Source organism: Pseudomonas sp. L-22-4S-12 (genome assembly GCF_009799935.1).
GTDB lineage: Bacteria > Pseudomonadota > Gammaproteobacteria > Pseudomonadales > Pseudomonadaceae > Aquipseudomonas.
Window position 1 is genome coordinate 368,357 of the sequence record NZ_WELL01000004.1, and the last position, 23,461, is coordinate 391,817.

The 23,461-nt window shown below is 66.1% G+C and carries 17 protein-coding genes; 10 read left to right on the forward strand and 7 right to left on the reverse strand.

All coding sequences use genetic code 11. The annotated features are described in order from the left end of the window. Positions 1 to 8: 8 nt before the first annotated feature. Positions 9 to 1,913, reverse strand: a complete 1,905-nt coding sequence (locus tag F3I16_RS12995) for a bifunctional diguanylate cyclase/phosphodiesterase (protein ID WP_160494001.1) — start codon at positions 1,911 to 1,913, stop codon at positions 9 to 11. A 320-nt stretch (positions 1,914 to 2,233) separates the two neighbouring features. Between F3I16_RS12995 and F3I16_RS13000 the strand changes: the two genes are divergently transcribed. Beyond that, positions 2,234 to 2,572 (forward strand): FKBP-type peptidyl-prolyl cis-trans isomerase, encoded by a 339-nt coding sequence (locus F3I16_RS13000; protein ID WP_160494002.1) that lies wholly within the window; start codon positions 2,234 to 2,236, stop codon positions 2,570 to 2,572. A gap of 63 nt (positions 2,573 to 2,635) precedes the next feature. Here the strand turns inward: F3I16_RS13000 and F3I16_RS13005 are convergent, their stop codons facing one another. Next, a complete protein-coding gene (locus F3I16_RS13005) occupies positions 2,636 to 3,385 on the reverse strand; it encodes a 3-oxoacyl-ACP reductase family protein (protein ID WP_160494003.1) in 750 nt (249 codons plus the stop codon). A 120-nt stretch (positions 3,386 to 3,505) separates the two neighbouring features. Here F3I16_RS13005 and F3I16_RS13010 point away from each other — a divergent pair, with 120 nt between their 5' ends. Continuing rightward, on the forward strand, positions 3,506 to 4,438 hold the full coding sequence (locus F3I16_RS13010; protein ID WP_160494004.1) for a LysR family transcriptional regulator: 933 nt from the start codon (positions 3,506 to 3,508) through the stop codon (positions 4,436 to 4,438). Positions 4,439 to 4,447: 9 nt separating this feature from the next. Here F3I16_RS13010 and F3I16_RS13015 read toward each other — a convergent pair whose 3' ends face one another. Beyond that, on the reverse strand, positions 4,448 to 5,344 hold the full coding sequence (locus F3I16_RS13015; RefSeq protein WP_160494041.1) for a DMT family transporter: 897 nt from the start codon (positions 5,342 to 5,344) through the stop codon (positions 4,448 to 4,450). Positions 5,345 to 5,478: 134 nt separating this feature from the next. On the opposite strand from F3I16_RS13015, the gene F3I16_RS13020 reads away from it, so the two are divergent. The 3 genes from F3I16_RS13020 (at position 5,479) to F3I16_RS13030 (ending at position 9,142) form a co-directional block, all read left to right on the forward strand. Beyond that, complete coding sequence (locus F3I16_RS13020; protein ID WP_160494005.1) at positions 5,479 to 5,916, forward strand: Lrp/AsnC family transcriptional regulator; 438 nt, start codon at positions 5,479 to 5,481, stop codon at positions 5,914 to 5,916. Positions 5,917 to 5,927: 11 nt separating this feature from the next. Beyond that, a complete protein-coding gene (gene ampC / locus F3I16_RS13025; RefSeq protein WP_160494006.1) occupies positions 5,928 to 7,061 on the forward strand; it encodes a class C beta-lactamase in 1,134 nt (377 codons plus the stop codon). A 215-nt stretch (positions 7,062 to 7,276) separates the two neighbouring features. Next, on the forward strand, positions 7,277 to 9,142 hold the full coding sequence (locus F3I16_RS13030) for a DEAD/DEAH box helicase (RefSeq protein ID WP_160494007.1): 1,866 nt from the start codon (positions 7,277 to 7,279) through the stop codon (positions 9,140 to 9,142). 57 nt (positions 9,143 to 9,199) lie between these two features. Here F3I16_RS13030 and cysS read toward each other — a convergent pair whose 3' ends face one another. Continuing rightward, positions 9,200 to 10,585 (reverse strand): cysteine--tRNA ligase, encoded by a 1,386-nt coding sequence (gene cysS / locus F3I16_RS13035; RefSeq protein ID WP_160494008.1) that lies wholly within the window; start codon positions 10,583 to 10,585, stop codon positions 9,200 to 9,202. Between the two features lie 3 nt (positions 10,586 to 10,588). After that, a complete protein-coding gene (locus tag F3I16_RS13040; RefSeq protein WP_160494009.1) occupies positions 10,589 to 12,256 on the reverse strand; it encodes a glutamine--tRNA ligase/YqeY domain fusion protein in 1,668 nt (555 codons plus the stop codon). 339 nt (positions 12,257 to 12,595) lie between these two features. Here F3I16_RS13040 and F3I16_RS13045 point away from each other — a divergent pair, with 339 nt between their 5' ends. From F3I16_RS13045 to F3I16_RS13055, 3 genes are all read left to right on the forward strand, one after another. Next, positions 12,596 to 13,090, forward strand: coding sequence for a peptidylprolyl isomerase (locus F3I16_RS13045; RefSeq protein WP_160494010.1), 495 nt, complete (start codon positions 12,596 to 12,598; stop codon positions 13,088 to 13,090). 4 nt (positions 13,091 to 13,094) lie between these two features. Then, positions 13,095 to 13,817: a UDP-2,3-diacylglucosamine diphosphatase gene (gene lpxH, locus F3I16_RS13050; protein ID WP_160494011.1), complete on the forward strand. Its 723-nt coding sequence runs from the start codon at positions 13,095 to 13,097 to the stop codon at positions 13,815 to 13,817. Between the two features lie 102 nt (positions 13,818 to 13,919). Continuing rightward, positions 13,920 to 15,272: an SPFH domain-containing protein gene (locus tag F3I16_RS13055; protein ID WP_160494012.1), complete on the forward strand. Its 1,353-nt coding sequence runs from the start codon at positions 13,920 to 13,922 to the stop codon at positions 15,270 to 15,272. A gap of 152 nt (positions 15,273 to 15,424) precedes the next feature. Here the strand turns inward: F3I16_RS13055 and F3I16_RS13060 are convergent, their stop codons facing one another. Together F3I16_RS13060 and F3I16_RS13065 are read right to left on the reverse strand one after the other, a co-directional pair. Continuing rightward, positions 15,425 to 16,162, reverse strand: a complete 738-nt coding sequence (locus F3I16_RS13060; protein WP_160494013.1) for a type 1 glutamine amidotransferase — start codon at positions 16,160 to 16,162, stop codon at positions 15,425 to 15,427. A gap of 165 nt (positions 16,163 to 16,327) precedes the next feature. Then, on the reverse strand, positions 16,328 to 21,190 hold the full coding sequence (locus tag F3I16_RS13065; RefSeq protein ID WP_160494014.1) for an NAD-glutamate dehydrogenase: 4,863 nt from the start codon (positions 21,188 to 21,190) through the stop codon (positions 16,328 to 16,330). 283 nt (positions 21,191 to 21,473) lie between these two features. Here F3I16_RS13065 and F3I16_RS13070 point away from each other — a divergent pair, with 283 nt between their 5' ends. Both F3I16_RS13070 and F3I16_RS13075 read left to right on the forward strand, forming a co-directional pair. Continuing rightward, positions 21,474 to 22,331 (forward strand): DUF1353 domain-containing protein, encoded by an 858-nt coding sequence (locus F3I16_RS13070; protein ID WP_160494015.1) that lies wholly within the window; start codon positions 21,474 to 21,476, stop codon positions 22,329 to 22,331. A gap of 142 nt (positions 22,332 to 22,473) precedes the next feature. Next, positions 22,474 to 23,433: a MoxR family ATPase gene (locus F3I16_RS13075; RefSeq protein WP_160494016.1), complete on the forward strand. Its 960-nt coding sequence runs from the start codon at positions 22,474 to 22,476 to the stop codon at positions 23,431 to 23,433. The last annotated feature ends 28 nt before the right edge of the window (positions 23,434 to 23,461 follow it).

Consider the following 23,461-nt stretch of genomic DNA (forward strand, 5'->3'; position numbering starts at 1 on the left):
CAACGACGCTAGGCCGGCACCCGCGTACTGGCGACAAAGGCGCGAAAGTCATCGGCCGCCAGCGGCCGGGCGAACAGGTAGCCCTGGCCCTGGTCGCAGCCGAGCGCGGCCAGCAGCTGACGGGTCGCCTCATCCTCGATGCCTTCGGCGGTGGTGAGCAGGTTCAGGCTCTTGGCCATCTGGATAATTGCCGTGACGATGGCCTGCTCCTGCGGACTGTCCTGCAGCCTGCGCACGAACGACTGATCGATCTTCAGCTTGTCCACGCGAAAGCGCTGCAGGTAGGACAGGTTGGAATAGCCGGTGCCGAAGTCGTCGATCGACAGCCTCACGCCCAGCGCCTTGAGGCGATGCAGCAGGTCGATGAAGTCCTGCGAATCCTGCAGCAGGATCGATTCGGTCAGCTCCAGTTCCAGGCAGCCCGGATGCAGGCCGCAGCGCTCCAGGGCCGAGCGGATCAGCGACTCCAGGTTGCCGCGACGAAACTGTACCGAGGACAGGTTGACCGAGACCACGAAGCGCGGCAGACCGGCCGCCTGCCATAGCATCATCTGCCGACAGGCTTCGTGTACGACCCACTCGCCGATCTCGACGATCAGGCCCGATTGCTCCGCCACGCCGATGAAGGTGTCCGGAGTGATCATGCCCCGCTGCGGATGCTGCCAGCGGATCAAGGCCTCGGCAGCCAGCAGGCGCCCCGTGTGGATATCGACGATCGGCTGGTAATGCAGGACGAATTCGCCGCGGCTCAGCGCCTTGCGCAAGTCCAGCTCCAGGTTCAGGCGCTCGCGGGCATCGGCATTCAACTGCGCATCGAAAAAACAGAAGGCGTTACGCCCCAGCGACTTGGCCTGGTACATGGCCATGTCCGCATGCTTGAGCAGGGTATCGAAGTCGTCGCCGTCCTCGGGAAACAGGGCGATGCCGACCGATATCGAGGTGACGATCTGCATGCCGTTCAAGGCGAAGGGCTGGGCCAGCATCTCCTGTACTCGCGTGGCCACCGCCGCCACCTCCGCCAGGTCGTCCACATCGGCCAGGGCCATGAGGAACTCATCGCCCCCCAGGCGGCTGACCGTATCCATCTCGCCGACGATCCCCTGCAGTCGCGGTGCCACTTCCTTGAGCAGCTCGTCACCGGCGGCATGGCCCAGGGAATCGTTGATGATCTTGAAATTGTCCAGGTCGAGAAACAGCAGGGCCACGCGTTTCTTGTAGCGCCGCGCCTGACCGATGGCCTGCTCCATGCGGTCACGGATCAACACCCGGTTGGGCAGGTTGGTCAGCGCATCATGCTGGGCCAGGTGCATGGCGTTGGCTTCGGAGTCCTTGACCCGCAGGATTTCCTGCTGCAGACGCAGCAGGGTGCGGCGCAGGTCGTCGGCCAGCAGCCAGACCGCCGCCGCGCACATCAGCAGGATGCTGCTGACGTTGATCATGCGCCCCAGCCCCAGCGGCAGCGGCTCGAAGCTCTGCAACCCACTGAGCGCCGCGCAGGTGAGAAACGCCACCACCGCCAGCATGCTCAGCAGCAGGCCGACGAACAGCCGCACCTGCGCCACCATGCCGGCCACGATGAGGATCGCCGGGTAAGCCAGCACGGCCCCGCTGTACAGGCCCTGGCTGAACCACAGGGAAACCGTGACCAGTGCCGTCAGCGAGCTGAGCACCAATATGATTGAGGCATCGACTTGGCCGCGCTGGTTCAAGTGACGCCCAAGCAGCACCAGCACCAGTGCCGAAAGCACCAGTCCGGCATTCAGCCAGCTCTGCGCAAAGATGGTCTGCAGGCCGATAAGCAGCAGCACGATGCACAGCACATTGGCGATCTGCGTCAAACGGCGCGCCTGCAGGCTGCGCTCCAGCGGATCGCCCGGTTCATCCTGGGTTTGTGAGTTCTGCGCATGCTTCATAACGAACTGCCATCCATGAGCGACTGCTGCGGTAGGGCCTGCCTGCACCCTAGCCAATAACCAGGTGATCGTACAAGTTTACCAATGGGCGCAGACCGTCGAAACGAAACAGCCGCGCAAGGGCGCGGCTGCTCTGCTCCGGGCGACTCAGGCCGGGAAGTCGGTAAACAGCGACAAGCTGCGCCGGCCTGCACCGCTACTACCCGAGCCGCCACATGCCGGCCGCGCTGCGCGCCTTCATCGACTTCGCCCGCGCCGCACTTGCCAACGGCGCCAATCCCTGACAAAACGCCGCCAGCCCAACCACTGCGAGCAACGCCATGAGTGACCAACTGAAAATCGAAGACCTGCAACTCGGCAGCGGCAAGGCCGCCGTCAAGGGTGCGCTGATCACCACCCAGTACCGCGGCTGGCTGGAGGACGGCAGCGAGTTCGACTCCTCCTACTCGCGCGGCAAACCGTTCCAGTGCGTGATCGGCACGCGCCGGGTGATCCAGGGCTGGGATCAGGGTCTGATGGGCATGCAGGTCGGCGGCAAGCGCAAACTGTGGGTGCCCGCGCACCTGGGCTATGGCGAGCGCCAGGTCGGCTCTATCCCGCCGAATTCCAACCTGGTGTTCGAGATCGAGCTGCTGGAAGTGCTGACCCGCGACGACTGATCCACCTGCGCGGAAACGACAACGCCCATCGCTCAGGCGACGGGCGTTGTCGTTTCTGGCCTCTCAGGCCGAGAAGCCGCCATCGATGGTCAGGTTGGCACCGGTGATGTAAGCCGCCTCAGGGCCGGCCAGGTAGGCCACGAAGCTGGCGATCTCCTCCGCCTTGCCGTAGCGCGGCAGCGCCATGGTCTGCTTCAGCGCTTCGGCGAAGTCGCCCTGATCGGGGTTCATGTCGGTATCCACCGGGCCGGGCTGCACGTTGTTGACGGTGATGCCGCGCGGCCCCAGGTCACGGGCCAGGCCCTTGGTGAAACCGGCCACCGCGGCCTTGCTCAGCGCATACACCGAACCACCGGCGAAGGGCATGCGCTCGGCGTTGGTGCTGCCGATGGTGATGATGCGCCCGCCTTCGCCCATCACGCGGGCGGCTTCCTGGCTGGCGATCACCACGCTGCGTACGTTCACGTCCAGGGTGCGGTCCAGGTCGTCGATGCTGAACTCCTCGATGGGCGCCACGGCCAGCACGCCCGCGTTGTTCACCAGAATGTCGAGACGACCGAAGCTCTCCACGGTGTGGCGGATGGCGGCGCGGATGGCCTGCTCGTCACGGCTGTCGGCCTGGATGGCGATGGCGCGGCCACCGGCGGCTTCGATGGCCTGCACCACGTCGAGGGCTGCGGCGGCGGAGGACACATAGGTCAGGGCGACGGCCGCACCCTCCTTCGCCAGGCGCTGGGCAATGGCGGCGCCGATGCCACGGGAACCACCTTGGATGAATGCGACTTTGCCTTCGAGGGTTTGGTTGGTGCTCATTTTGAATCTCCTGAATCTGGGGGTTGGTGTGCAAGACGGCCTCAGTATTCACCCACCACTCACAACCGATAAGCTGGCAATCGCTATATTCAGTCGATACCAATGGTTTATGGAGAGCCCATGGAAACCCTCAGCAGCATCGAGTGCTTCGTCCGCGCCGCAGAGGCCGGCAGCTTCGCCGAGGCCGCGCGGCGCCTGGGCCTGACGCCGGCGGCGGTGGGCAAGAATGTGGCTCGCCTGGAGTCCAACCTCGGTGTGCGCCTGTTCCTGCGCAGCACCCGGCGTCTGACCCTGACCGAGGCCGGCGAGCGCTTCCTGGCGCAGGTGAGTGGCGGGCTGGCCAGCATCCAGGGCGCGGTGGCCAATCTGGCCAGCAGCCAGGGCCAGCCGGCGGGCACCCTCAAGGTGAGCATGGGCGTGGCCTTCGGCCGCGACTACATCATGCCGCACCTGTCCGACTTCCTGGCCCGCTACCCGGCAATAGTGCCCGACTGGCACTTCGACAACCGCGCGGTGGACCTGATCGGCGAAGGCTTCGACGCCGCCCTCGGCGGTGGCTTCGAGCTGCCACCTGGGGCCATTGCCCGGCAACTGGCGCCGGCCCACCGGGTGCTGCTGGCCTCGCCGGAGTACCTCGCCCGCCATGCGCCCATCGAGCAGCCGGAAGACCTGGCTCCGCACGCCGGCATCCTCCTGCGTTCGCCGCAGACCGGGCGCGTACGCAGCTGGCCGCTACGCACCCGCGACGACCGCCAGGCCAGCTTCGAGCTGACGCGGCGCATGACCATGAACGACCCCGAGGCGGCCTGCCATGCAGCCTTGCAGGGCCTGGGCGTAACCCTGGTCAGCACCGTGCATGCATTGCCCTATCTACAGAACGGCAGCCTGCAGCGCGTGCTGCCGGACTGGTATGTGGACACCGGCAGCCTGAGCCTCTACTTCAGCGCGCAGAAGCTGCTGCCGGCCAAGACGCGGGTGTTCATCGACTTCATCGTCGAGCGCTTCCGCGAACACCAGTGGGCGGAGCGTTTCGACGCCCGCCGGCGCGCCTAGCCAGCCGCCCTACTTTGCCTCGGCGACCTGCAGGCGCCGCCGCAGGCTCCAGCCCTGCTGCATGCCGGCTGCCGCCAGCAGGATGGCCGCCACGCCCAGCCACTGCAGCGGGCTGAGGCGATGTCCGAAGGCCAGCCAGTCGACGAAGATCGCCGCGATCGGATAGATGAACGACAACGCCCCGGTCAGCGCCGTCGGCAGCTTCTGGATGGCGCTATACAGCAGCATGTACATCACTCCGGTATGGACGATGCCCAGGGCCGCCAGGCTGGCCCAGGCCTGCGGCTGCTCGGGCAGCTGGTTGCTGGCCAGCGGCGCCAGCAGGAGAATGCCGGTGAGCAGCTGGATCAGCGCGATCAGGTGCGGCGGCGTGCCGCTCAGGCGTTTGACGATCAGCGCCGCCAGCGCATAGAGCAGCGCGGCGCCCAGGGCCAGGGCGATGCCCAGCAGGTAGTTCTCGCCCGAGGTGCCAGTGTCGCCATGGGCGCTGACAATGGCCAGCATGCCGAGGAAGGCCACACCCAGCCAGGCCAGCTTGACCAGGGTGATGCGCTCGCCGAGCAGCAGCGCCGCCAGCCCCACCAGCATGAACGGCTGCACGTTATAGACCGCCGTGCTGATGGCGATCGAGGCCTTGGAATAGGAGGCGAACAGCAGCAGCCAGTTGCCGACGATGGCCACCCCGCTGACCAGCGCCAGGACCAGCACGCGGCGACCGAGCAGCTCGGCCCGCAGCAGGCCGAGCGCGGCGCAGACCAGCAGCAACATCGCGCCGCCGATCACGCAGCGCCAGAACACCACGTCGACCACGGACTGGCCGGAGACCAGGACGAACCAGCCGATGGTGCCGGAAATCAGCATCGCCGCGATCATTTCCAGCGAGCCGCGCTTGAGGGTCTTGTCCATGGTCGGAGTCTCCGGGTGGGGGGCGCTCATTATTCGGCTAGCCGCACCCGCGCCTCCAGGGCTAATCTAAGGAGAAATCGAAATACCGCCTTTATTGCGAAGGCGAATCCACGAAATCACCTAACGGGCACGCCATGACCGACGAGATCGACCAGCTTCTGCTCAACGCCCTGATGGAAGACTCGCGCCGCTCGCTCAAGGCCCTGGCGCAGATCAGCGGCCTGTCCTCGCCCAGCGTGGCCGAGCGCCTGCGCCGCCTGGAGGAACGCGGGGTGATCAAGGGCTACCGGGTGGAAGTGGACCCGCGCCACTTCGGCTACCAGCTGCAGGCCATCGTCCGGGTGCGCCCGCTACCCGGCAAGCTGCACGAGGTGGAACGGCAGATCCAGTCGATCCCCGAATTCACCGAGTGCGACAAGATCACCGGCGAGGACTGCTTCGTCGCCCGCCTGCAGGTGCGCTCGATGGAGCAGCTCGACGAGCTGCTGGACCGCATCAACGCCTACGCCGAGACCAACACCGCCATCGTCAAGAAGACCTCGGTGGCGCGCCGGCTGCCGCCGATGAACTGAAGGATTCCCCCATGCGATTCAAAACCACCGCGCTGGCCCTGCTACTGGTCGGCCAGAGCGCCCTGGCACAGCCGGATGAGCTGCGCGCCGCCGTCGATGCCGCCGTGCAGCCGGCCATCGAGCAGTACCAGATTCCCGGCCTGGCCGTGGCCATCGTGCACAAGGGCGAGCGCCACTTCTTCAACTATGGCGTCGCCTCCCGCGAGAGCGGCCTGGCGGTGAACGAACACACCCTGTTCGAGCTCGGTTCGGTCAGCAAGCTGTTCACCGCCACCCTCGGCGCCTACGCCCAGGCCGAAGGCAAGCTGAGCCTGGACGACCCGGCCAGCCAGCATCTGCCGGCGCTGCGCGGCAGCGCCTTCGACCACATCAGCCTGCTCGACCTGGCCACCTACACGCCCGGCGGCCTGCCGCTGCAGTTGCCGGATACCGTGCACAACGAGCGGCAGATGCTCGACTACTACCGCGCCTGGCAACCCGCCTACCCCGCCGGCAGCCAGCGCCTGTATTCCAACCCCAGCATCGGCCTGTTCGGCCATCTGGTCGCCGCCAGCCTGGGCGAGCCGTTCGACCAGTTGCTGGAGCGCCGGCTGTTCCCGCAGCTGGGCATGCGCGAGAGCCATGTGCGGGTGCCGCAGGCGCAGATGGCGCGCTACGCCTGGGGCTACCGTGAGGAGAAGCCGATCCGCGTGCAGCCGGGCCCGCTGGATGCCGAGGCCTATGGGGTGAAGTCCACAGCCGCCGACATGCTGCGTTTCGTCGAGGCCAACCTCGATCCATCGCACTTGCCTGCACCGCTGCACCAGGCCATCGCCACCACTCACCAGGGCTACTACCGGGTCGGTGATTTGGTTCAGGGCCTTGGCTGGGAGCGCTACGCCTACCCCATCACCCTGCAGCGCCTGCAGGCCGGCAACTCCACGCCGATGGCCCTGGAACCGCATGCCGTCGAACGCTTGGCCAAACCGCAAGCGGCCGAGGGCGACCTGTTGCTGAACAAGACCGGTTCGACCAACGGCTTCGGTGCCTACGTGGTGCTGCTGCCGGCCCGCGACACCGGCCTGGTGATCCTGGCCAACCGCAACTACCCGAACGCCGAGCGGGTGCGCATCGCCCTGCAGATCCTCACCACGCTGGAGCCCTGAGAATCTGCTCACGATCTCCTGACTCGCGGCCATACCGCGTTAAAAGCGGCCTCGGAGTGCTCATTTACAGCTCGTAAACTCCGCTTCCTCGGCCGCTTTTGCCTTGTCTGGCTCTAATTCAGAAGATCGTGAACAGATCCTGATCCATCCCACCCTGGCCCATTGCCAGAGCAAAATCCGTATGATGGCCGGCCGCATCTGCTTTCCGAGTTGCCATGCTGTCCGCCGTCAAACGCTACCAGGCGCTGCTCTCCAGCGCCCTGGCGCGCTACTTCCCCCGCACCACCGAATACCTGCGCGCCGAACGCGAGGCCGCCGCCCGGCTGCGCCAGCCGCAGCCCCGCGCCAAACGCCCCGCCAGCACCGGCAAGGCCAAGGCCGGCGGGCGCAAGAAAAAGGCCAGCGATGGCCCTGCCCCCACTCAAACCGGCCTCTACTCCAGCGCCCGCCTGAAGATCAGCGAAACCCAGACCGCCGCCATGCGCGCCCGTGTTGCCGAGGCCGTGACTGCCGGCCTGATTGGTGCACCCTCCGACGAGCAGTGGGCGATGATCCTCTGCCGCGCCCCGCTGGCGCGCATCTTCGCCGGGGCAGGCTCGGGCAAGTCCACCACCCTGCTGCTGCGCGTGGTGTTCATGCTCTGCCACCTGCAGATTCCCGCCGCCAGCCTCACGGTGATCTCCTTCACCAACGCTTCCTGCGCCGAGCTGCGCAGCCAGCTGCTGCGCCTGCTGGCCTTCTGGCAGTTGCCGTTCGACGAGGCGCAGGCGCGCCAGTGCGTGCGCACCTTCCATTCGGCCATGGCGCAGCAGGCCAAGGCGCTGCTGGGCGCGCCGAGCTGGTTCGAGCAGCTCGGCGGCCCCAGCGAGGAGCCGGACGCACCTGCCGGTGGCCGCCTGCCTGCCGCACAGCAACGCCTGCTGCGTCAGGCCTATGACGGCCTATATGCCAGCGACCCGGGCTTTCGCCAGCAGGTGCATGAGCTGCTCGGTGTGGCCACGCCCGATAGTGTCGGCAAGGCGCCGCAGGAGGGTTTGCGCCTGGCCGGCGAGCTGCGCGCCGCGCCGTTGTTCGAAGTGTTCTACCAGCAGGCCTGTTTCGCCGAGAGCCTCGGCCTGCGCCCGGATCGGCTGGATGCCACCACACTGGTCTGCGCGCCGCGCGAGCGCCTGTTCCTGCAGGCACTCGCCAGCTTCTGGACGCGCTTCCAGGCACTGCTGCAGGAGCAAGGCGTCACCACCTTCGACGCCGCCTTCCGCCAGCTCGGCGAGCGCCTGGCCAGCGCCCAGGAGCTGCCGACGGAAGCCATCGAGCCCCTGCGCCATCTGCTGATCGACGAGTTCCAGGACATCTCGCCGCAGATCGTCCACTGGCTGCAGGCCGTACACCGCGCGCTGGCCGGCCGCGGCAAGGCGGTCAGCCTGATGGCCATCGGCGACGACTGGCAGTCGATCTACGGCTGGCGCGGCAGCTCGCCGGAGCTGTTCCTCGACTTCGACCGCCACTTCCCCAGCCGCGGCAGGGCCAAGAGCCAGGTGCTGATGCTGACCCGCAACTTCCGCAGCATCGAGCCGATCCTGCGCGATGCCGAGGCGCTGCTGCAGGGCGTCGCCTGCAAGCAGGCCAAGCGCAGGCAGGCGGTCAAAGCCGCGCAGCCGGGCGACCACGGCGTGCGCCGCATCGAGGGCTTCGACCTCAAGCGCCAGCTGCCCGAGCTGCTGCAGGAAATCGCCGCGCAGTGCGCCCATGTCGCCCAGCGCGGCAGCCACGAGCGCAACCCGGTGCTGCTGCTGGGCCGGCGCAACGACGCGCTGAAGCAGGTGCAGGCCCAGCTGAACCCGAGCCTGCCGGTACGCGCCTACAGCATCCACCGCGCCAAGGGCCTGCAGGGCGAGGTGGCGATCATCCTCGATGATGGCGGCAGTCCAGAGTCGCATCCGCTGCGCAACGCGCTGTATGCCCACTGCGGCCTGTTCCGCAACAGCTACGACCAGGCCATGCGCGACGAGAGCCTGCGCCTGGCCTATGTGGCCGTCACCCGCGGCGTCAGCCGGGTGATCTGGTACAGCGGCAAACGCTGAACCTGCAGGCATGAAAAAGGCCGCCCGAGGGCGGCCTTTTTCATGGAGCGGAGCAGCTTACTCGGCCAAACGCCAGGTGGTGCCGCCCTTGCCGTCTTCCAGCACCACGCCCATGGCGGTGAGCTGGTCGCGGATGCGGTCGGACTCGGCCCAGTTCTTCTCGGCGCGGGCCTGCAGGCGCGCGGCGATCAGCGCGTCCACCGCAGCGGCGTCGACCTTGCCGGCGGCGCCGGCCTGGAGGAAGGCATCCGGCTCCAGCTGCAGCACACCGAGCACGGAGGCCAAAGCCTTGAGCTGGGCGGCCAGGCCGGCGGCGGCCTGTTCGTCCGACTCACGCAGGCGGTTAACCTCGCGGATCATCTCGAACAGCACCGCGCAGGCTTCCGGCGAGTTGAAGTCGTCGTCCATGGCCGCGCCGAAGCGCTCGACGAATTCCTCACCACCGGCAGGCTGAGCCTGCGGCAAGCCTTTAAGGCCGTTGTAGAAGCGCTCCAGGGCGCCCTTGGCTTCCTTGAGGCTGTCTTCGGAGTAATTGATCGGGCTGCGGTAGTGGCTGGACACCAGCAGGTAGCGCACCACTTCCGGGTGGTACTTCTCCAGCACCTCGCGGATGGTGAAGAAGTTGCCCAGGCTCTTGGACATCTTCTCGCCGTCCACGCGCACCGCGCCGGCGTGCATCCAGGCGTTGGCGTAGAGCTTGCCGGTGGCCGCCTCGCTCTGCGCGATCTCGTTCTCGTGGTGCGGGAACACCAGGTCCGGGCCGCCGCCGTGGATGTCGAAGGTCTCGCCCAGGCAGCAGGTGGACATCACCGAGCACTCGATGTGCCAGCCCGGACGGCCCGCACCCCAGGGCGACTGCCAGCTCGGCTCGCCCGGCTTGGCGCCTTTCCACAGCACGAAGTCCAGCGGGTCCTCCTTGATCTCGTCGACCTCGATGCGCGCGCCAATCTTCAGCTCGTCGATCTTGCGCCGCGACAGCTTGCCGTAACCCTCGAACTTGGTGACGCGGTAGTACACGTCGCCATTGCCCGGCGCGTAGGCGTAGCCCTTGTCGATCAGGGTCTGGATCATCTGGTGCATGCCGGCGATATGCCCGGTGGCACGCGGCTCGATATCAGGGCGCAGCACGTTGAGACGACCTTCGTCCTCGTGCATGGCGGCGATCATGCGCTCGACCAGGGCTTCGAACGGCTCGCCGTTCTCCTGGGCGCGCTTGATGATCTTGTCGTCGATGTCAGTAATGTTGCGCACGTAGGTCACGTAATAACCGCGCGCACGCAGCCAGCGGGTGACCACGTCGAAGGCGACCATCACGCGGGCATGGCCGATATGGCAGAAGTCGTACACGGTCATGCCGCACACGTACATGCGCACCTGATTGTCGACCAGGGGCTTGAATGGCTCTTTGACCTTGCTCAGGGTGTTGTAGATGGACAACGCCATGGATCAGGCTCCCCAGGAATCGCGCAGGGTAACGGTACGGTTGAACACCGGAGCGCCAGGCTTGGAATCCTTCAGGTCGGCGACGAAGTAGCCTTCGCGCTCGAACTGGAAACGATCTTCCGGTGCGGCGTTGGCCAGCGACGGCTCGGCGCGGCAGCCGGTGAGCACCACCAGCGAATCCGGGTTGATGTTATCGAGGAAGCTGCCGCCCTCCTCGTCCTTCTCCGGGTTGGCGGAGCGGAACAGGCGGTCGTACAGGCGCACTTCACACTCCACGCTTTCGGCGGCCGGCACCCAGTGGATCACGCCCTTGACCTTGCGCCCTTCCGGGTTCTTGCCCAGGGTGTTCTCATCGTAGCTGCAGCGCAGCTCGATGATATTGCCGGCGGCGTCCTTGACCGCTTCGTCGGCGCGGATCACGTAGCTGCCGCGCAGGCGCACTTCACCACCGGGGATCAGGCGCTTGAAGCCGTCCGGCGGGGTTTCCTCGAAGTCGCTGGCGTCGATGTAGATCTCGCGGCTGAACGGCAGCACGCGCACGCCCATGTCCTGCTTGGGATGGCGCGGAAGTTCGAGGTTCTCGACCTGGCCTTCCGGGTAGTTGGTGATCACCACCTTGAGCGGCTTGAGCACACACATGGCGCGCGCGGCGTTGGCATCCAGGTCGTCACGGATGGCGAATTCCAGCATGCCGACATCGACCACGCCGCCGGCGCGGTTGACGCCGATCATGTCGCAGAAGTTGCGGATCGACGCCGGCGTGTAGCCACGGCGACGGAAGCCAGACAGGGTCGACATGCGCGGGTCGTCCCAACCATTGACGTGGTTCTCGTCGACCAGCTGCTTGAGCTTGCGCTTGCTGGTGATGGTGTAGTTCAGGTTGAGGCGGGCGAATTCGTACTGACGCGGCTGCGCCGGCACCGGCAGATTTTCCAGGAACCACTCGTAGAGCGGGCGGTGATCCTCGAACTCCAGGGTGCAGATGGAGTGGGTGATGCCCTCGATGGCGTCCGACTGGCCGTGGGTGAAGTCGTAGCTCGGGTAGATGCACCACTTGTCGCCGGTCTGGTGGTGATGGGCGTGGCGGATGCGGTAGAGGATCGGGTCGCGCAGGTTGATGTTCGGCGAGGTCATGTCGATCTTGGCGCGCAGCGAACGGGCGCCATCGGCAAACTCGCCGGCCTTCATGCGGGCGAACAGGTCGAGGTTCTCTTCCACCGAGCGCTCGCGGAACGGGCTGTTCTTGCCCGGTTCGGTCAGGCTGCCACGGTAGGCGCGCATTTCCTCGGCATTCAGGTCGCAGACGAAAGCCTTGCCGGCCTTGATCAACTCGATGGCCCAGGCATGCAGCTGATCGAAATAGTTGGAGGCATAGCGCTCTTCACCGGCCCATTTGAAGCCCAGCCACTCGACGTCGCTCTTGATCGCGTCGATGTATTCCTGGTCTTCCTTGGCCGGGTTGGTGTCGTCGAAGCGCAGGTTGCACTCGCCACCGAATTCCTGGGCCAGGCCGAAGTTCAGGCAGATCGACTTGGCATGGCCGATGTGCAGGTAGCCGTTGGGCTCCGGCGGGAAGCGGGTGATGATCTTGGCGTGCTTGCCGCTGTCCAGGTCGGCCTGGACGATGGGCAGCAGGAAGTTGGCGGCTTTTTCGACGGTGGGCTTGCTCATGATGTCCTTAGGTGCGAATGCGCGGCTCAGGGGCCAGAACCTGTTTTGAGTCTCGCGAGCTAGAGCCAGGCAAGGCGAAATCGGGCGAAGAAGCGCAGTTTACAAGTTGTAAATGAGCATTCTGAGCCCGATTTCAACGCAGCATGGCCGACGCGCAGCAGACTCTGAACAGGTTCTCAGGGTAGGCCGGTCAAAACAAAGCCCGTATGATACCCAACCCGTCAACCCCCTGACAGCCGCAAAGCGACCGGGCGTGAGCATATGGCGCGAAAACAGGCCCCGCCTGCCCCGCTGCCGCACCACATCAGCCGCCTTGCCCGTAACTCAAGAGTGAATCCCATGATCAAGCTGCACACCAACCACGGCGTCATCACCCTGGAACTCTTCGAAGACAAGGCCCCGGAAACCGTGGCCAACTTCAAGGAATATGTGAAGAGCGGTCATTACGACGGCACCGTTTTCCACCGCGTGATCAGCAACTTCATGATCCAGGGCGGCGGTTTCGAGCCGGGCATGAAGCAGAAGCCGACCCGCGCACCGATCAAGAACGAAGCCAACAACGGTGTGGCCAACAAGGTCGGCACCGTGGCAATGGCCCGCACCATGGAGCCGCACTCGGCCTCCGCGCAGTTCTTCATCAACGTCGCCGACAACAGCTTCCTCAACCACAGCGCGCCGACCGTCCAGGGCTGGGGCTACGCCGTGTTCGGCGAAGTGGTCGAAGGCATGGACGTGGTCAACAAGATCAAGGCCGTGGCCACCACCATGAAGTCCGGCCACCAGGACGTGCCGGTGGACGACGTGATCATCGAGAAGGCCGAAATCGTCGAGTAAGTCGATGATCCTGCTGATCTCCGATCTGCACCTGGAAGAACAACGCCCGGACCTGACCCGGGCGTTTGTGCATTTCTTGCAGACCCGTGCCCGTGCGGCCGAAGCCCTGTACATCCTCGGCGACTTCTTCGAGGTGTGGATCGGCGACGATGGCATGACCCCCTTCCAGCACGAGATCGCCCGTGCCCTGCGCCAGTTGAGCGACAGCGGCACGCCAATTTTCCTCATGCATGGCAACCGCGACTTCCTGATCGGCAAGACCTTCTGCCGCGAAGCCGGCTGTACCCTGCTGCAAGATCCGAGCCTGGTGCGTTTCAACGGCGAGCCGGTGCTGCTGATGCACGGCGACAGCCTGTGCACCCAGGACCTGGCCTACATGAAGCTGCGCCGTTGGCTGCGCCACCCGCTGACGCTGTTCATCCTGCGCCACCTGCCGCTCGCCACCCGCCACAAGCTGGCGCGCAAGCTGCGCAGCGAAAGCCGCGCGCAGACCAGCATGAAGGCCAGCGAAATCGTCGACGTGACCCCGGACGAAGTGCCGCGGATCATGGCCGAGTACGGCGTGCGCACTCTGATCCACGGCCACACCCATCGCCCAGCGGTGCATGAACTGCAGGTCGCCGGCCAGGCCGCCCGGCGTATCGTCCTCGGCGACTGGGACAAGCAGGGCTGGGCCCTGCAGATCGACGCCAGCGGCTACCGGCAGGCCCCCTTCGCCCTCAGCTGAGCAATCTGCGCGAGACGCGGCACATACCGGCCAGTCGCCCCTTGACGGCCCCGCGCCGGCTCAGCAGCATTCGCGCTCTTTTCCCGCAGTCAAGGACAGATCATGGAAATCTCCAACGGAGCCCCCTCGAAACTCTCCCTCATCAAGTATGTCGGCATGCCCGTACTGGTCGCAGCCATCGGCTTCGTCACCTTCAACGGGGTGTTCTTCTACAACGAGGCCGGTTTCGCCACCCATGTGCGGACTATCTTCGGCGAGGAGAAAGTGGTCGACGACGTCGGCTACGCGACCAAGTGGTTCGGCCGCGCCACCCCGTGGAAGAAGGCCCTCAGCGTGCAGTCGGTGCTCACCGAAGCGCTGGAGATCAACGACAACAGCGACAACGACTCGCTAGGCGCCACCATCGAAGCCTTCCCCATCGTGTTCCTCGGCAACGTCGACGCCAAGGTCGAGTCCTCGGCGCGCTTTCGCCTGCCGGCCGGCGAGCAGTTCCTGAAGATCGCCCAGGAATACCGCAACCCGGAAAACTTCATCAAGACCGCCCTGGTACCGGCCATCAAGGAAACCCTGCAGGCCACCGCCTCGCTGATGAGTGCCGACGACTTCTACGCCGGCGCGCGCAGCGAGTTCGCCGCCGAGTTCGAGAACCAGCTCAACGACGGCCTGTACCTGATCAAGCGCAAGGAAGTACGCGGCCCGCGCGGCCACCAGCCGAGCCAGACCGCCATCCTCCAGGCCGGCACCGAGCAGGGCAGCTTCGGCGACAACAACGCCAGCCAGTTCGTCACCGAGAAGGTCATGGACAACAAGGGCATCCCGGTACGCAAGCAGCAGCAGTTCCGCAAGTACGGGGTGGAAGTGGTCGAGGCGCGCATCACCAACGTCGACCCCAACCCGCAGTACAAGCAGCGCATGGTCAAGGTCCAGCAGGCCCTGGCCGAGCTGGCCGTGGCCCGGCAGAACCGCCTGAAGGAAGAGGAAGAGAAGCTGCTGGTCACCGCCCGCGGCGAGAAGGAAGTGGAAGCCCGCCGCCAGGAAACCCTGCGCGACCAGATCGAGCGCACCACCCAGGCCGAAACCGAGAAGCAGCTGGCACGGATCAACGCCGAGCGCGAGAAAGGCCGTGCCGAGATCGAGAAGCAGACCGCCGAGCTGCTGCGCGACAAGGCGGCGATCACCGCCGACGCCACCAAGATCACCGCCGACGCCGAAGCCTATGCACGCAAGGCGGTGATCGAGGCGGACGGCGCCCTGCAGCCGAAGCTGGATGCGCTGATCTCGATCAACAAGGTCTGGGCCGAAGCGGCCGCCCAGGCGCCGGTACCCGGCGTGATGATGGGCGGTTCGGGCACTGGCGCCGGCGCCAGCCGCCAGGACGAGATCGGCCAGCTGATGGGCATCCTCGCCACCAAGGCCGCCCGCGACCTGTCGCTGGACATGAAGGTCAAGGAATAAGCTCAGGCAGCAATGAAAACGCCCCGCACAGCGGGGCGTTTTTGTTGGTGTGCACGAAAGCTTTTGTAGGAGCGGCTTCAGCCGCTAAAAAGCCGCGAAACCGGAAAACCATCGCGGCTAAAGCCGCTCCCACAAAGCCACCACGCGCTTGTTCAGGCCGCCGGGCACGCCGGTTGGCGCAAGTCGCCGAACGCCAGTTGCAGCCAGTGGCGATAGAAGCCCTCCGCCACCCGGTTGAGCGCCGCCACCCGTGTCGGCAGATCGGCCAGCATCTGGCGCAGGCCCTGCTGACTGGCCTGGGTCTCGTCGAGCAGGTGCGACCAGTCCTGCAACCAGTCGCCGAGCAGCGTCTCGGTCACCTCCGGGTGGCCCTGCAGGGCCAGCACCTTGTCGCCCCAGGCAAAGCCCTGGTTCGGGCACCAGGGGCTGGACAGCAGCCATTCGGCACCCGCCGGCAGTTCGAAGGTGTCGCTGTGCCACTGATAGACCGGGAACTCGGCCGGCAGGTGGGCCAGCCAGGGGCTGGGCTTGGCCTGGTCGCGGCGCACCAGCGGCTGCCAGCCGACTTCGGTGTAGGGCATGCGATGCACCGGCGCGCCGAGGGCGCGGGCAATCATCTGCCCGCCCAGGCAGTGGCCGATCAGGGGAATATCGCGTTGGATGATGTGCTGCAAAGCGGCAACCTCTGCCCCGATCCAGGGCAGATCGTCGTTGACGCTCATCGGCCCGCCCATCACCGCCACGGCACGCGGGCGATCCAGGTCGTAGCCTGCGAGTTCACCGCGGTCGCAACGCAACACGGTGAAATCCAGTTGATGGGCCTCCAGCACTGCTGCCAGGTGGCCCGGAGGACAATAATCGACGTGCGTTAGAATTAGAATGTCGGTCATGACTACTCTCCGGTGTCCGCTGCCCGTTATCCGCTAGAAAAAGGCAAAGCCCGTGCCGAAACACGGGACTTTACAGCGACTCTGCGGCGATTCTGCGAACTTTTTTACGGAGGCTAACCGAGTCGCCCGTGACCGGCCAGTGCCGGCACGGACAAACCTGCGCCATCAGGCAATGCTGACCGCCTGCTGATCGCTACGCGCCAGATCCATCAGCTCGCGGTTGGCCACTGCATACATGGCGTAGTCGATGCCGGTGGCCGCACGCAGCTCGCCGAGCATGACCAGCCAGCGCTGCACCAGCGCCTTGTGCTGTTCCAGCCAGAATCCTACGCGCGCCTCCACATCCGCCGGACCTTCGGCCATCTGCAGCACCGACACGGTGATGGCGCGCTGCTGCCAGTCCAGGTCGTCGCGGAACGCCTCGCGGGCCAGGGCCTGCCAGTTGTTGTCCACCGGCAGGCTGGTGATCTGCTGCAAGTACCAGGACAGCTCCAGCGCCCCGCCCACGGCGAAGTAGGCGGTAGCCACTTCCGCGGCCGGCTTGCCGGTGACATCCGCCGCTTCGATGATCGGCAGCAGGGTGTACAGGTGGCTGGTGCCAGCCACCACGCGGGCCAGTTCCTCCGGCGTACCGGCTTCGACGAAGCCCTGGTAGCGCGCCAGCCACTGCTCGCGGGCCGGGCCTTCCAGCAGTTCGTCCAGACGCCCGGCCAGCTCGGCCACGCGCGGGGCGAAGTGACCGACATCGCGCGCGGCGTCCAGCTCGTTGCGGCGGCTGCGCAGGAACCAGCGGGTAGCGCGGCGGCCCAGGCGCATCAGCTCGTCCATCAGCTGCAGCTGCAGCTCGGCCGGCACCTGGTAGTCCAGCGCCTCGATCTGCTGCCACCAGTGCGGCAGGCGGAACACGTCGCGGACGATGACATAGGCGCCGGCGACGTTGGCCGCGCTCATGCCGGTGGACTCCTTCAGGCGCTGCACGAAGGTGATGCCCATGTGGTTGACCAGATCGTTGGCGATCTGCGTGCTGACGATCTCGCGCTTCAGGCGGTGGCGGCGCATCGGCTCGGCGAACTTCTTGCTCAGCTGCGCCGGGAAGGCGGTCTCCATCTCGCGGGCCAGGTAGTCGTCGTCCGGCACCAGGGATTTCAGCAGCGCTTCCTTGAGGTCGATCTTGCTGTAGGAGATCAGCACCGACAGCTCCGGCCGGGTCAGGCCCTGGCCATTGGCGGCGCGCTCGTTGAGCTCGTCGTCGCTGGGCAGGAACTCCAGGGCACGATCCAGCTTGCCGGCCGCTTCCAGCGCCGCCATCAGCCGCTTGTACTCGGGCAGGCGTTCGCGGGCGCGGCGCTCGGCCAGGGACAGGGCCTGGGTCTGCTTGTAGTTGTTGCCCAGCACCAGGCTGCCCACCGCATCGGTCATCTCGGCCAGCAGCTTGTTGCGCTGCTTGCCGGTCATGTCGCCGGCACCAACGATCTCGTTGAGCAGGATCTTGATGTTGACCTCGTGGTCGGAGCAGTCCACGCCGCCGGCGTTGTCGATGAAATCGGTGTTGCTCGCCCCGCCGCTCAGGCCGTACTCGACGCGGCCGAGCTGGGTCATGCCGAGGTTGCCGCCCTCGCCCACCACCTTGGCGCGCAGCTCGCAGCCGTTGACCCGCAGGCCGTCGTTGGCCTTGTCGCCGACGTCGGCGTGGCTCTCCTTGCTCGACTTGACGTAGGTGCCGATGCCGCCGTTCCACAGCAGGTCGACCGGCGCCTTGAGCAGGGCATTGAGCAGTTCGGTCGGCGCCAGCTTGTCGGCACTGATGTCGAAGCGCGCCTGCATCTGCGGGCTGATGGCGATGCTCTTGGCGCTGCGCAGGAAGATCCCGCCGCCTTCGGAGATCAGCGAGGCGTCGTAGTCGGCCCAGCTGGAGCGCGGCAGGTCGAACAGGCGCTGGCGCTCGACGAAGCTCGAAGCCGCATCCGGGTTGGGGTCGATGAAGATGTGCATGTGGTTGAAGGCCGCCACCAGCTGCAGCTTGTCCGACAGCAGCAGGCCGTTGCCGAACACGTCGCCGGCCATGTCGCCGATGCCGATGACGGTGACGTTGTCCTTCTGCACGTCGATGCCGCGCTCGCGGAAGTGGCGCTGCACCGAGACCCAGCCGCCCTTGGCGGTGATGCCCATGCCCTTGTGGTCGTAGCCGGCCGAGCCGCCGGAGGCGAAGGCGTCGCCCAGCCAGAAGCCGTAGTCCTGGGCGATGCCGTTGGCGATGTCGGAGAAGGTCGCAGTACCCTTGTCCGCCGCCACCACCAGGTAAGGGTCGTCGTTATCGTGGCGCACCACGTTCTGCGGCGGCACCACGGCGCCGTCCTTGAGGTTGTCGGTGATGTCGAGCAGGCCGCTGATGAAGATGCGGTAGCAGGCGATGCCCTCGGCCAGTACCTCGTCGCGGTTGGCGCCCACCGGCATCTTGCGCGGGATGAAACCGCCCTTGGCGCCCATCGGCACGATCACCGCGTTCTTCACCTGCTGCGCCTTGACCAGGCCGAGCACTTCGGTGCGGAAGTCTTCCTCGCGATCGGACCAGCGCAGGCCGCCGCGGGCCACGTCGCCGAAGCGCAGGTGCACGCCCTCGACGCGCGGGCAGTAGACGAAGATCTCGAACTTCGGCACCGGCCGCGGGATGTCCGGGATCAGCCGCGGGCTGAGCTTGAAGCTGAAGTAATGCTTGGCCTGACCATCGGCGTCCGGCTGGTAGAAGTTGGTGCGCAGGGTGGCCTTGATCAGGTCCAGGTAGCGCCGCAGGATACGGTCCTCGTTGAGCACCGCGACATTGTCCAGGGCGGCGAGAATCGCCTGTTCGAGCTTCTGCTGCTTGTCCTCCAGGTCCTCGTCGGTGAGCTTGCGCGCCAGGTAGAAGCGGGTGCGGAACAGACGCACCAGCTCCTTGGCGATATCGGCGTGGTTGACCAGGGTGGCGGCGATGTAGCTCAAGTCGAAGCCCAGGCGGATCTGCTTGAGGTAGCGGGCATAGGCGCGCAGCAGCGCCACGTCGCGCCAGGGCATGGAGGCGGTCAGCACCAGGCGGTTGAAGCCGTCGTTCTCCGCCGCGCCGCCGACGATCTGCACGAAGGCGTCCTGCAGGGTGTCGTTGAGCTGCTGGATGTCGACATCGACGCCTTCGGCGCTGGTGAAGGCGAAGTCATGAATCCAGAACTCGCGGCCATCGACGCGACGCAGCTTGTAGGGGAACTCGCCGAGTACGCGCAGGCCGAGGTTTTCCAGGATCGGCAGCACGTCCGACAGCGGCAGCGGCGTGTCGGCGTGGTACAGCTTGCAGTGCAGCTCCTGCTCGCCCTGGGCCAGCGGCTGGTAGAAGCTCATCACCAGCGGACGCTCGGTCGACAGGCTGAGCAGGTGCTGCATGTCAACCACCGCCGAATGCGGGGCGAAGCGCTCGCAGTAGCCGGCCGGGAAGCCTTTCGGGAAATCGGCCAGCACCTGGGTGCCCTGGGCCTCGCCGAAGCTTTCCACGACCAGGCTGGCGTAGTCGTCCTTCCACGAACGGCAGGCCTGGATGACTTCCTTCTCCAGGCGTACCGGGTCGATCTGCACGCGGTTCTTCGGGTCGACCTTGAGGATGAACTGCACCCGCGCCAGCACCGACTCGGAGAAGTAGGTCCAGAACTCGCAATCACTGGCGCCCAGGCGCTCCATGAGGATCTGCTGGATCTTCACCCGTGTCTCGGTGGAGTACACATCGCGCGGCACATAGGCCAGGCAGTAGGCGAAACGACCGTAGGGGTCGCGGCGGATGAACAGGCGCAGCTTGTTGCGTTCCTGGATCTGCACGATGGCGATGGCGGTGTTGAACAGCTCATCGACCGGGGTCTGGAACAGGTCGTCGCGCGGCAACACTTCCAGCACCTGCTCCAGCTCCTTGCCCAGATGGGCCTGGCGATCGAAGCCCGAGCGTTCGGCGATCTCGTCGACCTTGCGGCGGATATAGGGGATGCGGCCGACGCTCTGGGCATACACCGAGGAGGTGTACAGGCCCATGAAGCGGCATTCCTTGACCACCTTGCCCTTGGCATCCAGCTCGCGGATGGAGACGAAGTCCGGGTAGGCCGGGCGATGCACGCGGCTCGGCGTGGCGGCCTTGGCGAAGGACAGCAGGCAGGGTTCGCGGAGGAAATTCACGGCCTCCTTCTCGATATGCAGCTCTTCCTGCTTGAGGCCCTTGCGCAGGTGGCGCGACAGGCCGAGCAGGGACTGCTCGTCATACACCAGATGGCCGCCGTCCTTCTCCTCGGCCACGGTGAATTCCTCGTAGCCGAGGAAAGTGAAGTGATTGTCCAGCAGCCAGGTAAGAAAGGCTTTCACTTCCGCCAGCTCGGCGCCGTCGACCTTGAGCTTGGCCTTGTCCAGCCAGGCCAGCAGCTGCTCGGCGCGGGCCTTCATCGGCGCAAAATCGGCCACCGCCAGGCGCACTTCCTCCAGCACTTCCTGCAGGGCCTTTTCCAGGGTGCGCAGCTCGCCGACATTGGCGCAGCGGTCGATCTCCAGGTACATCAGCGCTTCCTGCTGCACGCCCTTGCCGTGGCTGCCCTTGGCCAGGATCTCCTGCAGCTCGCCGTTCTTCTCACGGCGTACGCTGAACACACTGTTCTGCAGGGTATGGATGCTGTAGCCGCGGCGATTCAGCTCCATGCGTACCGAATCGACCAGGAACGGCAGGTCGACGTGCAGCACTTCCACCGCGGTATGGGTGGACTGCCAGCCATGCTTCTCGTAATCCGGGTTGTATACCCGCACCAGCGGCTTGGCCGGGTCGAAGTGCTCGAGCAGGCGCCAGGAAGACAGGGTGCAGCCGGCCAGATCGCCGAGGCGGCGTTGGGTCAGTTCGTCGAGGGCGACGATGCCGAAAAACTGCTCGGCGAACAGCGCCACTTGTGGCAACGCCTGCTCGCTGACGTGCTGAGCCAGGGCCGCTTGCAGTTGATGCTGGAAGTCGGCTTTGCTGGCCGCAGTGAAAAACGCCATGGTGATGCTCCGCTGGACTTGTTATTCGTGGAGGCGCCGCGCGTGCTTGCAGACAGAAGGCTGCAGCGCCGGTTCCAGGCAGTCTAGGCCATGCAGGAAACCGGGCAGTACACACGACGACCGCTAGGTCACGCCAAGCTTAGCCAGTGCGCGTGAAACCACGCTTGCAGCCCTGCGACATATTCGTTCATCGCCATGCTGCGCCGCGGCCATGCGCGCGCCTACACAGATGCGCCGATGAGCTGCTAAGGTGCCGGCTTCCTCGCAGCCTGGTAGGGAAACCATGGCCAACCGTCCTCTCACGCGCTCGCTGCTGCGCCACTTCGGCAACCTGCTGGTCAGTGCCATCGGCGCCCTGCTGCTGGGTCTGGCCGCCTGGCTTGCGCCGCCACTGCTCGTCCCGCTGCTGTGGGCCGGCGTGCCGGTCTACCTCGGCGTGCTGCTGCCGCGCTGGATCGGCCGTGGCGAGCGCCTGCGCCGGGCCGAGGCGGCGCGCCAGGCCGACCTGGGCAAATGGGGCTTTGCCTGCCGCGACCATGCCGGGCCCTGGCTCAACTACATCGACTATCCCCTGCTGCAGCGCTGCGAGCAGTTCGCCGGGCGCTACTTCTATGGTGAATGGCTGATCATCCACGACGGCCTGCTGATCATTAATCCGGGGCACTCCAGCGTCGACCTGCAGCAGGGCGAAGTGCGCTACGACTTCGCCCGTCCGCGCACCTACGCCTGGGACGGCTGCACGCCCAAGGTGCCGTTCTACTGGCTGGCCATCCTCGGCATTCCCGACTGGTGGGAGAAGCGCCACCCCATCCTGCGCCTGCAGCAGGGCCAGGTGCAGGAAAGCCAGGTGTTCTGGCCCCTGGCCCACCCGGCCAGCCTGGTGCACGACGCGCTGTACCAGTACCTCAACGTCGCCCCGCTGGCCAAGCACGAGGCCGACCGGCTGTTCTTCCAGATGCTGCGCCAGGCCGGCATGGTCTGGCCGCTGGCGTTCGCCTACTACCTGGCCGTGCGCCTGTTCGGCGCGCTGGAGGTACGCGGCCCCGCCCCGGCCAACAGCGCGCTGCGCTGCGCCACCCCGCTGCCGGCCAGCGCGCAGGCGCCGGCGCTGAACTTCGACGCGCCGACACGGTCTGCTTGAGCCGCGACCTCGCGGCGCAAAAGGGGAACTGGCCGGCACTGCGCGCGCCCAGGCCTGCCAGCTCGCCACACAATGCAGTAGAGTTGGCACCCCGATCGGGTGTTTTCGGCTACCCGTCAGTCCCTTTTCAGGAAGAACCTCGATGGAACATCGTGAGGCGCTCGTTGCGCTGCGACACTTTCTTGCAACCCAGATTCTCGGCCAGGAAAAACTCATCGAACGCCTGCTGATCGCCCTGCTGGCCGACGGCCACCTGCTGGTCGAAGGCGCTCCCGGCCTGGCCAAGACCAAGGCGATCAAGGAACTGGCCGAAGGCATCGAGGCCGAATTCCACCGCATCCAGTTCACCCCCGACCTGCTCCCCGCCGACATCACCGGCACCGAGATCTATCGCCCGGAAAACGGCAGTTTCGAATTCCAGCAGGGGCCGATCTTCCACAACCTGGTGCTGGCCGACGAGATCAACCGCGCCCCGGCCAAGGTGCAATCGGCCCTGCTCGAGGCCATGGCCGAGCGCCAGGTCAGCGTCGGGCGCAGCACCTACGACCTGTCGCCGCTGTTCCTGGTGATGGCCACGCAGAACCCGATCGAGCAGGAAGGCACCTACCCGCTGCCCGAAGCCCAGCTCGACCGCTTCCTCATGCACGTGAAGATCGGTTTCCCGGACGCCAGCGTGGAACGCAAGATCCTCGCCCAGGCCCGCGGCGATGCGCTCAACGGCGAAGCCAAGCCGGAACACCGGGTCACCCAGCAGGCGATCTTCGCCGCGCGCGAGGAAATCCTCGGTCTGTACATGGCCGATGCGGTGGAGGAATACCTGGTGCAGCTGGTGATGGCCACCCGCACCCCGGCCAAATTCGACCCCGAGATGGCCGAGTGGATCGCCTACGGCGCCAGCCCGCGCGGCTCGATCGCCCTCGACCGCTGCGCGCGCGCCCATGCCTGGCTGGCCGGGCGCGACTTCGTCAGCCCGGAAGACATCCAGGCGGTGCTGTTCGACGTGCTGCGCCACCGCATCATCCTGTCGTTCGAGGCGGAAGCCGCCGGCATCGACCAGGACCGGGTGATCCAGCGCATCCTCGACGTGGTGGCGGTGGCCTGATGCCGACCCGCATTCGCCACGGCCAGGC

Excerpts from the sequence above, each read along its gene's own strand:
- F3I16_RS12995 (WP_160494001.1), bottom strand. The coding sequence starts at position 1,913 with ATGAAGCATGCGCAGAACTCACAAACCCAGGATGAACCGGGCGATCCG.
- F3I16_RS13000 (WP_160494002.1), top strand. The coding sequence starts at position 2,234 with ATGAGTGACCAACTGAAAATCGAAGACCTGCAACTCGGCAGCGGCAAG.
- F3I16_RS13005 (WP_160494003.1), bottom strand. The coding sequence starts at position 3,385 with ATGAGCACCAACCAAACCCTCGAAGGCAAAGTCGCATTCATCCAAGGT.
- F3I16_RS13010 (WP_160494004.1), top strand. The coding sequence starts at position 3,506 with ATGGAAACCCTCAGCAGCATCGAGTGCTTCGTCCGCGCCGCAGAGGCC.
- F3I16_RS13015 (WP_160494041.1), bottom strand. The coding sequence starts at position 5,344 with ATGGACAAGACCCTCAAGCGCGGCTCGCTGGAAATGATCGCGGCGATG.
- F3I16_RS13020 (WP_160494005.1), top strand. The coding sequence starts at position 5,479 with ATGACCGACGAGATCGACCAGCTTCTGCTCAACGCCCTGATGGAAGAC.
- ampC (WP_160494006.1), top strand. The coding sequence starts at position 5,928 with ATGCGATTCAAAACCACCGCGCTGGCCCTGCTACTGGTCGGCCAGAGC.
- F3I16_RS13030 (WP_160494007.1), top strand. The coding sequence starts at position 7,277 with ATGCTGTCCGCCGTCAAACGCTACCAGGCGCTGCTCTCCAGCGCCCTG.
- cysS (WP_160494008.1), bottom strand. The coding sequence starts at position 10,585 with ATGGCGTTGTCCATCTACAACACCCTGAGCAAGGTCAAAGAGCCATTC.
- F3I16_RS13040 (WP_160494009.1), bottom strand. The coding sequence starts at position 12,256 with ATGAGCAAGCCCACCGTCGAAAAAGCCGCCAACTTCCTGCTGCCCATC.
- F3I16_RS13045 (WP_160494010.1), top strand. The coding sequence starts at position 12,596 with ATGATCAAGCTGCACACCAACCACGGCGTCATCACCCTGGAACTCTTC.
- lpxH (WP_160494011.1), top strand. The coding sequence starts at position 13,095 with ATGATCCTGCTGATCTCCGATCTGCACCTGGAAGAACAACGCCCGGAC.
- F3I16_RS13055 (WP_160494012.1), top strand. The coding sequence starts at position 13,920 with ATGGAAATCTCCAACGGAGCCCCCTCGAAACTCTCCCTCATCAAGTAT.
- F3I16_RS13060 (WP_160494013.1), bottom strand. The coding sequence starts at position 16,162 with ATGACCGACATTCTAATTCTAACGCACGTCGATTATTGTCCTCCGGGC.
- F3I16_RS13065 (WP_160494014.1), bottom strand. The coding sequence starts at position 21,190 with ATGGCGTTTTTCACTGCGGCCAGCAAAGCCGACTTCCAGCATCAACTG.
- F3I16_RS13070 (WP_160494015.1), top strand. The coding sequence starts at position 21,474 with ATGGCCAACCGTCCTCTCACGCGCTCGCTGCTGCGCCACTTCGGCAAC.
- F3I16_RS13075 (WP_160494016.1), top strand. The coding sequence starts at position 22,474 with ATGGAACATCGTGAGGCGCTCGTTGCGCTGCGACACTTTCTTGCAACC.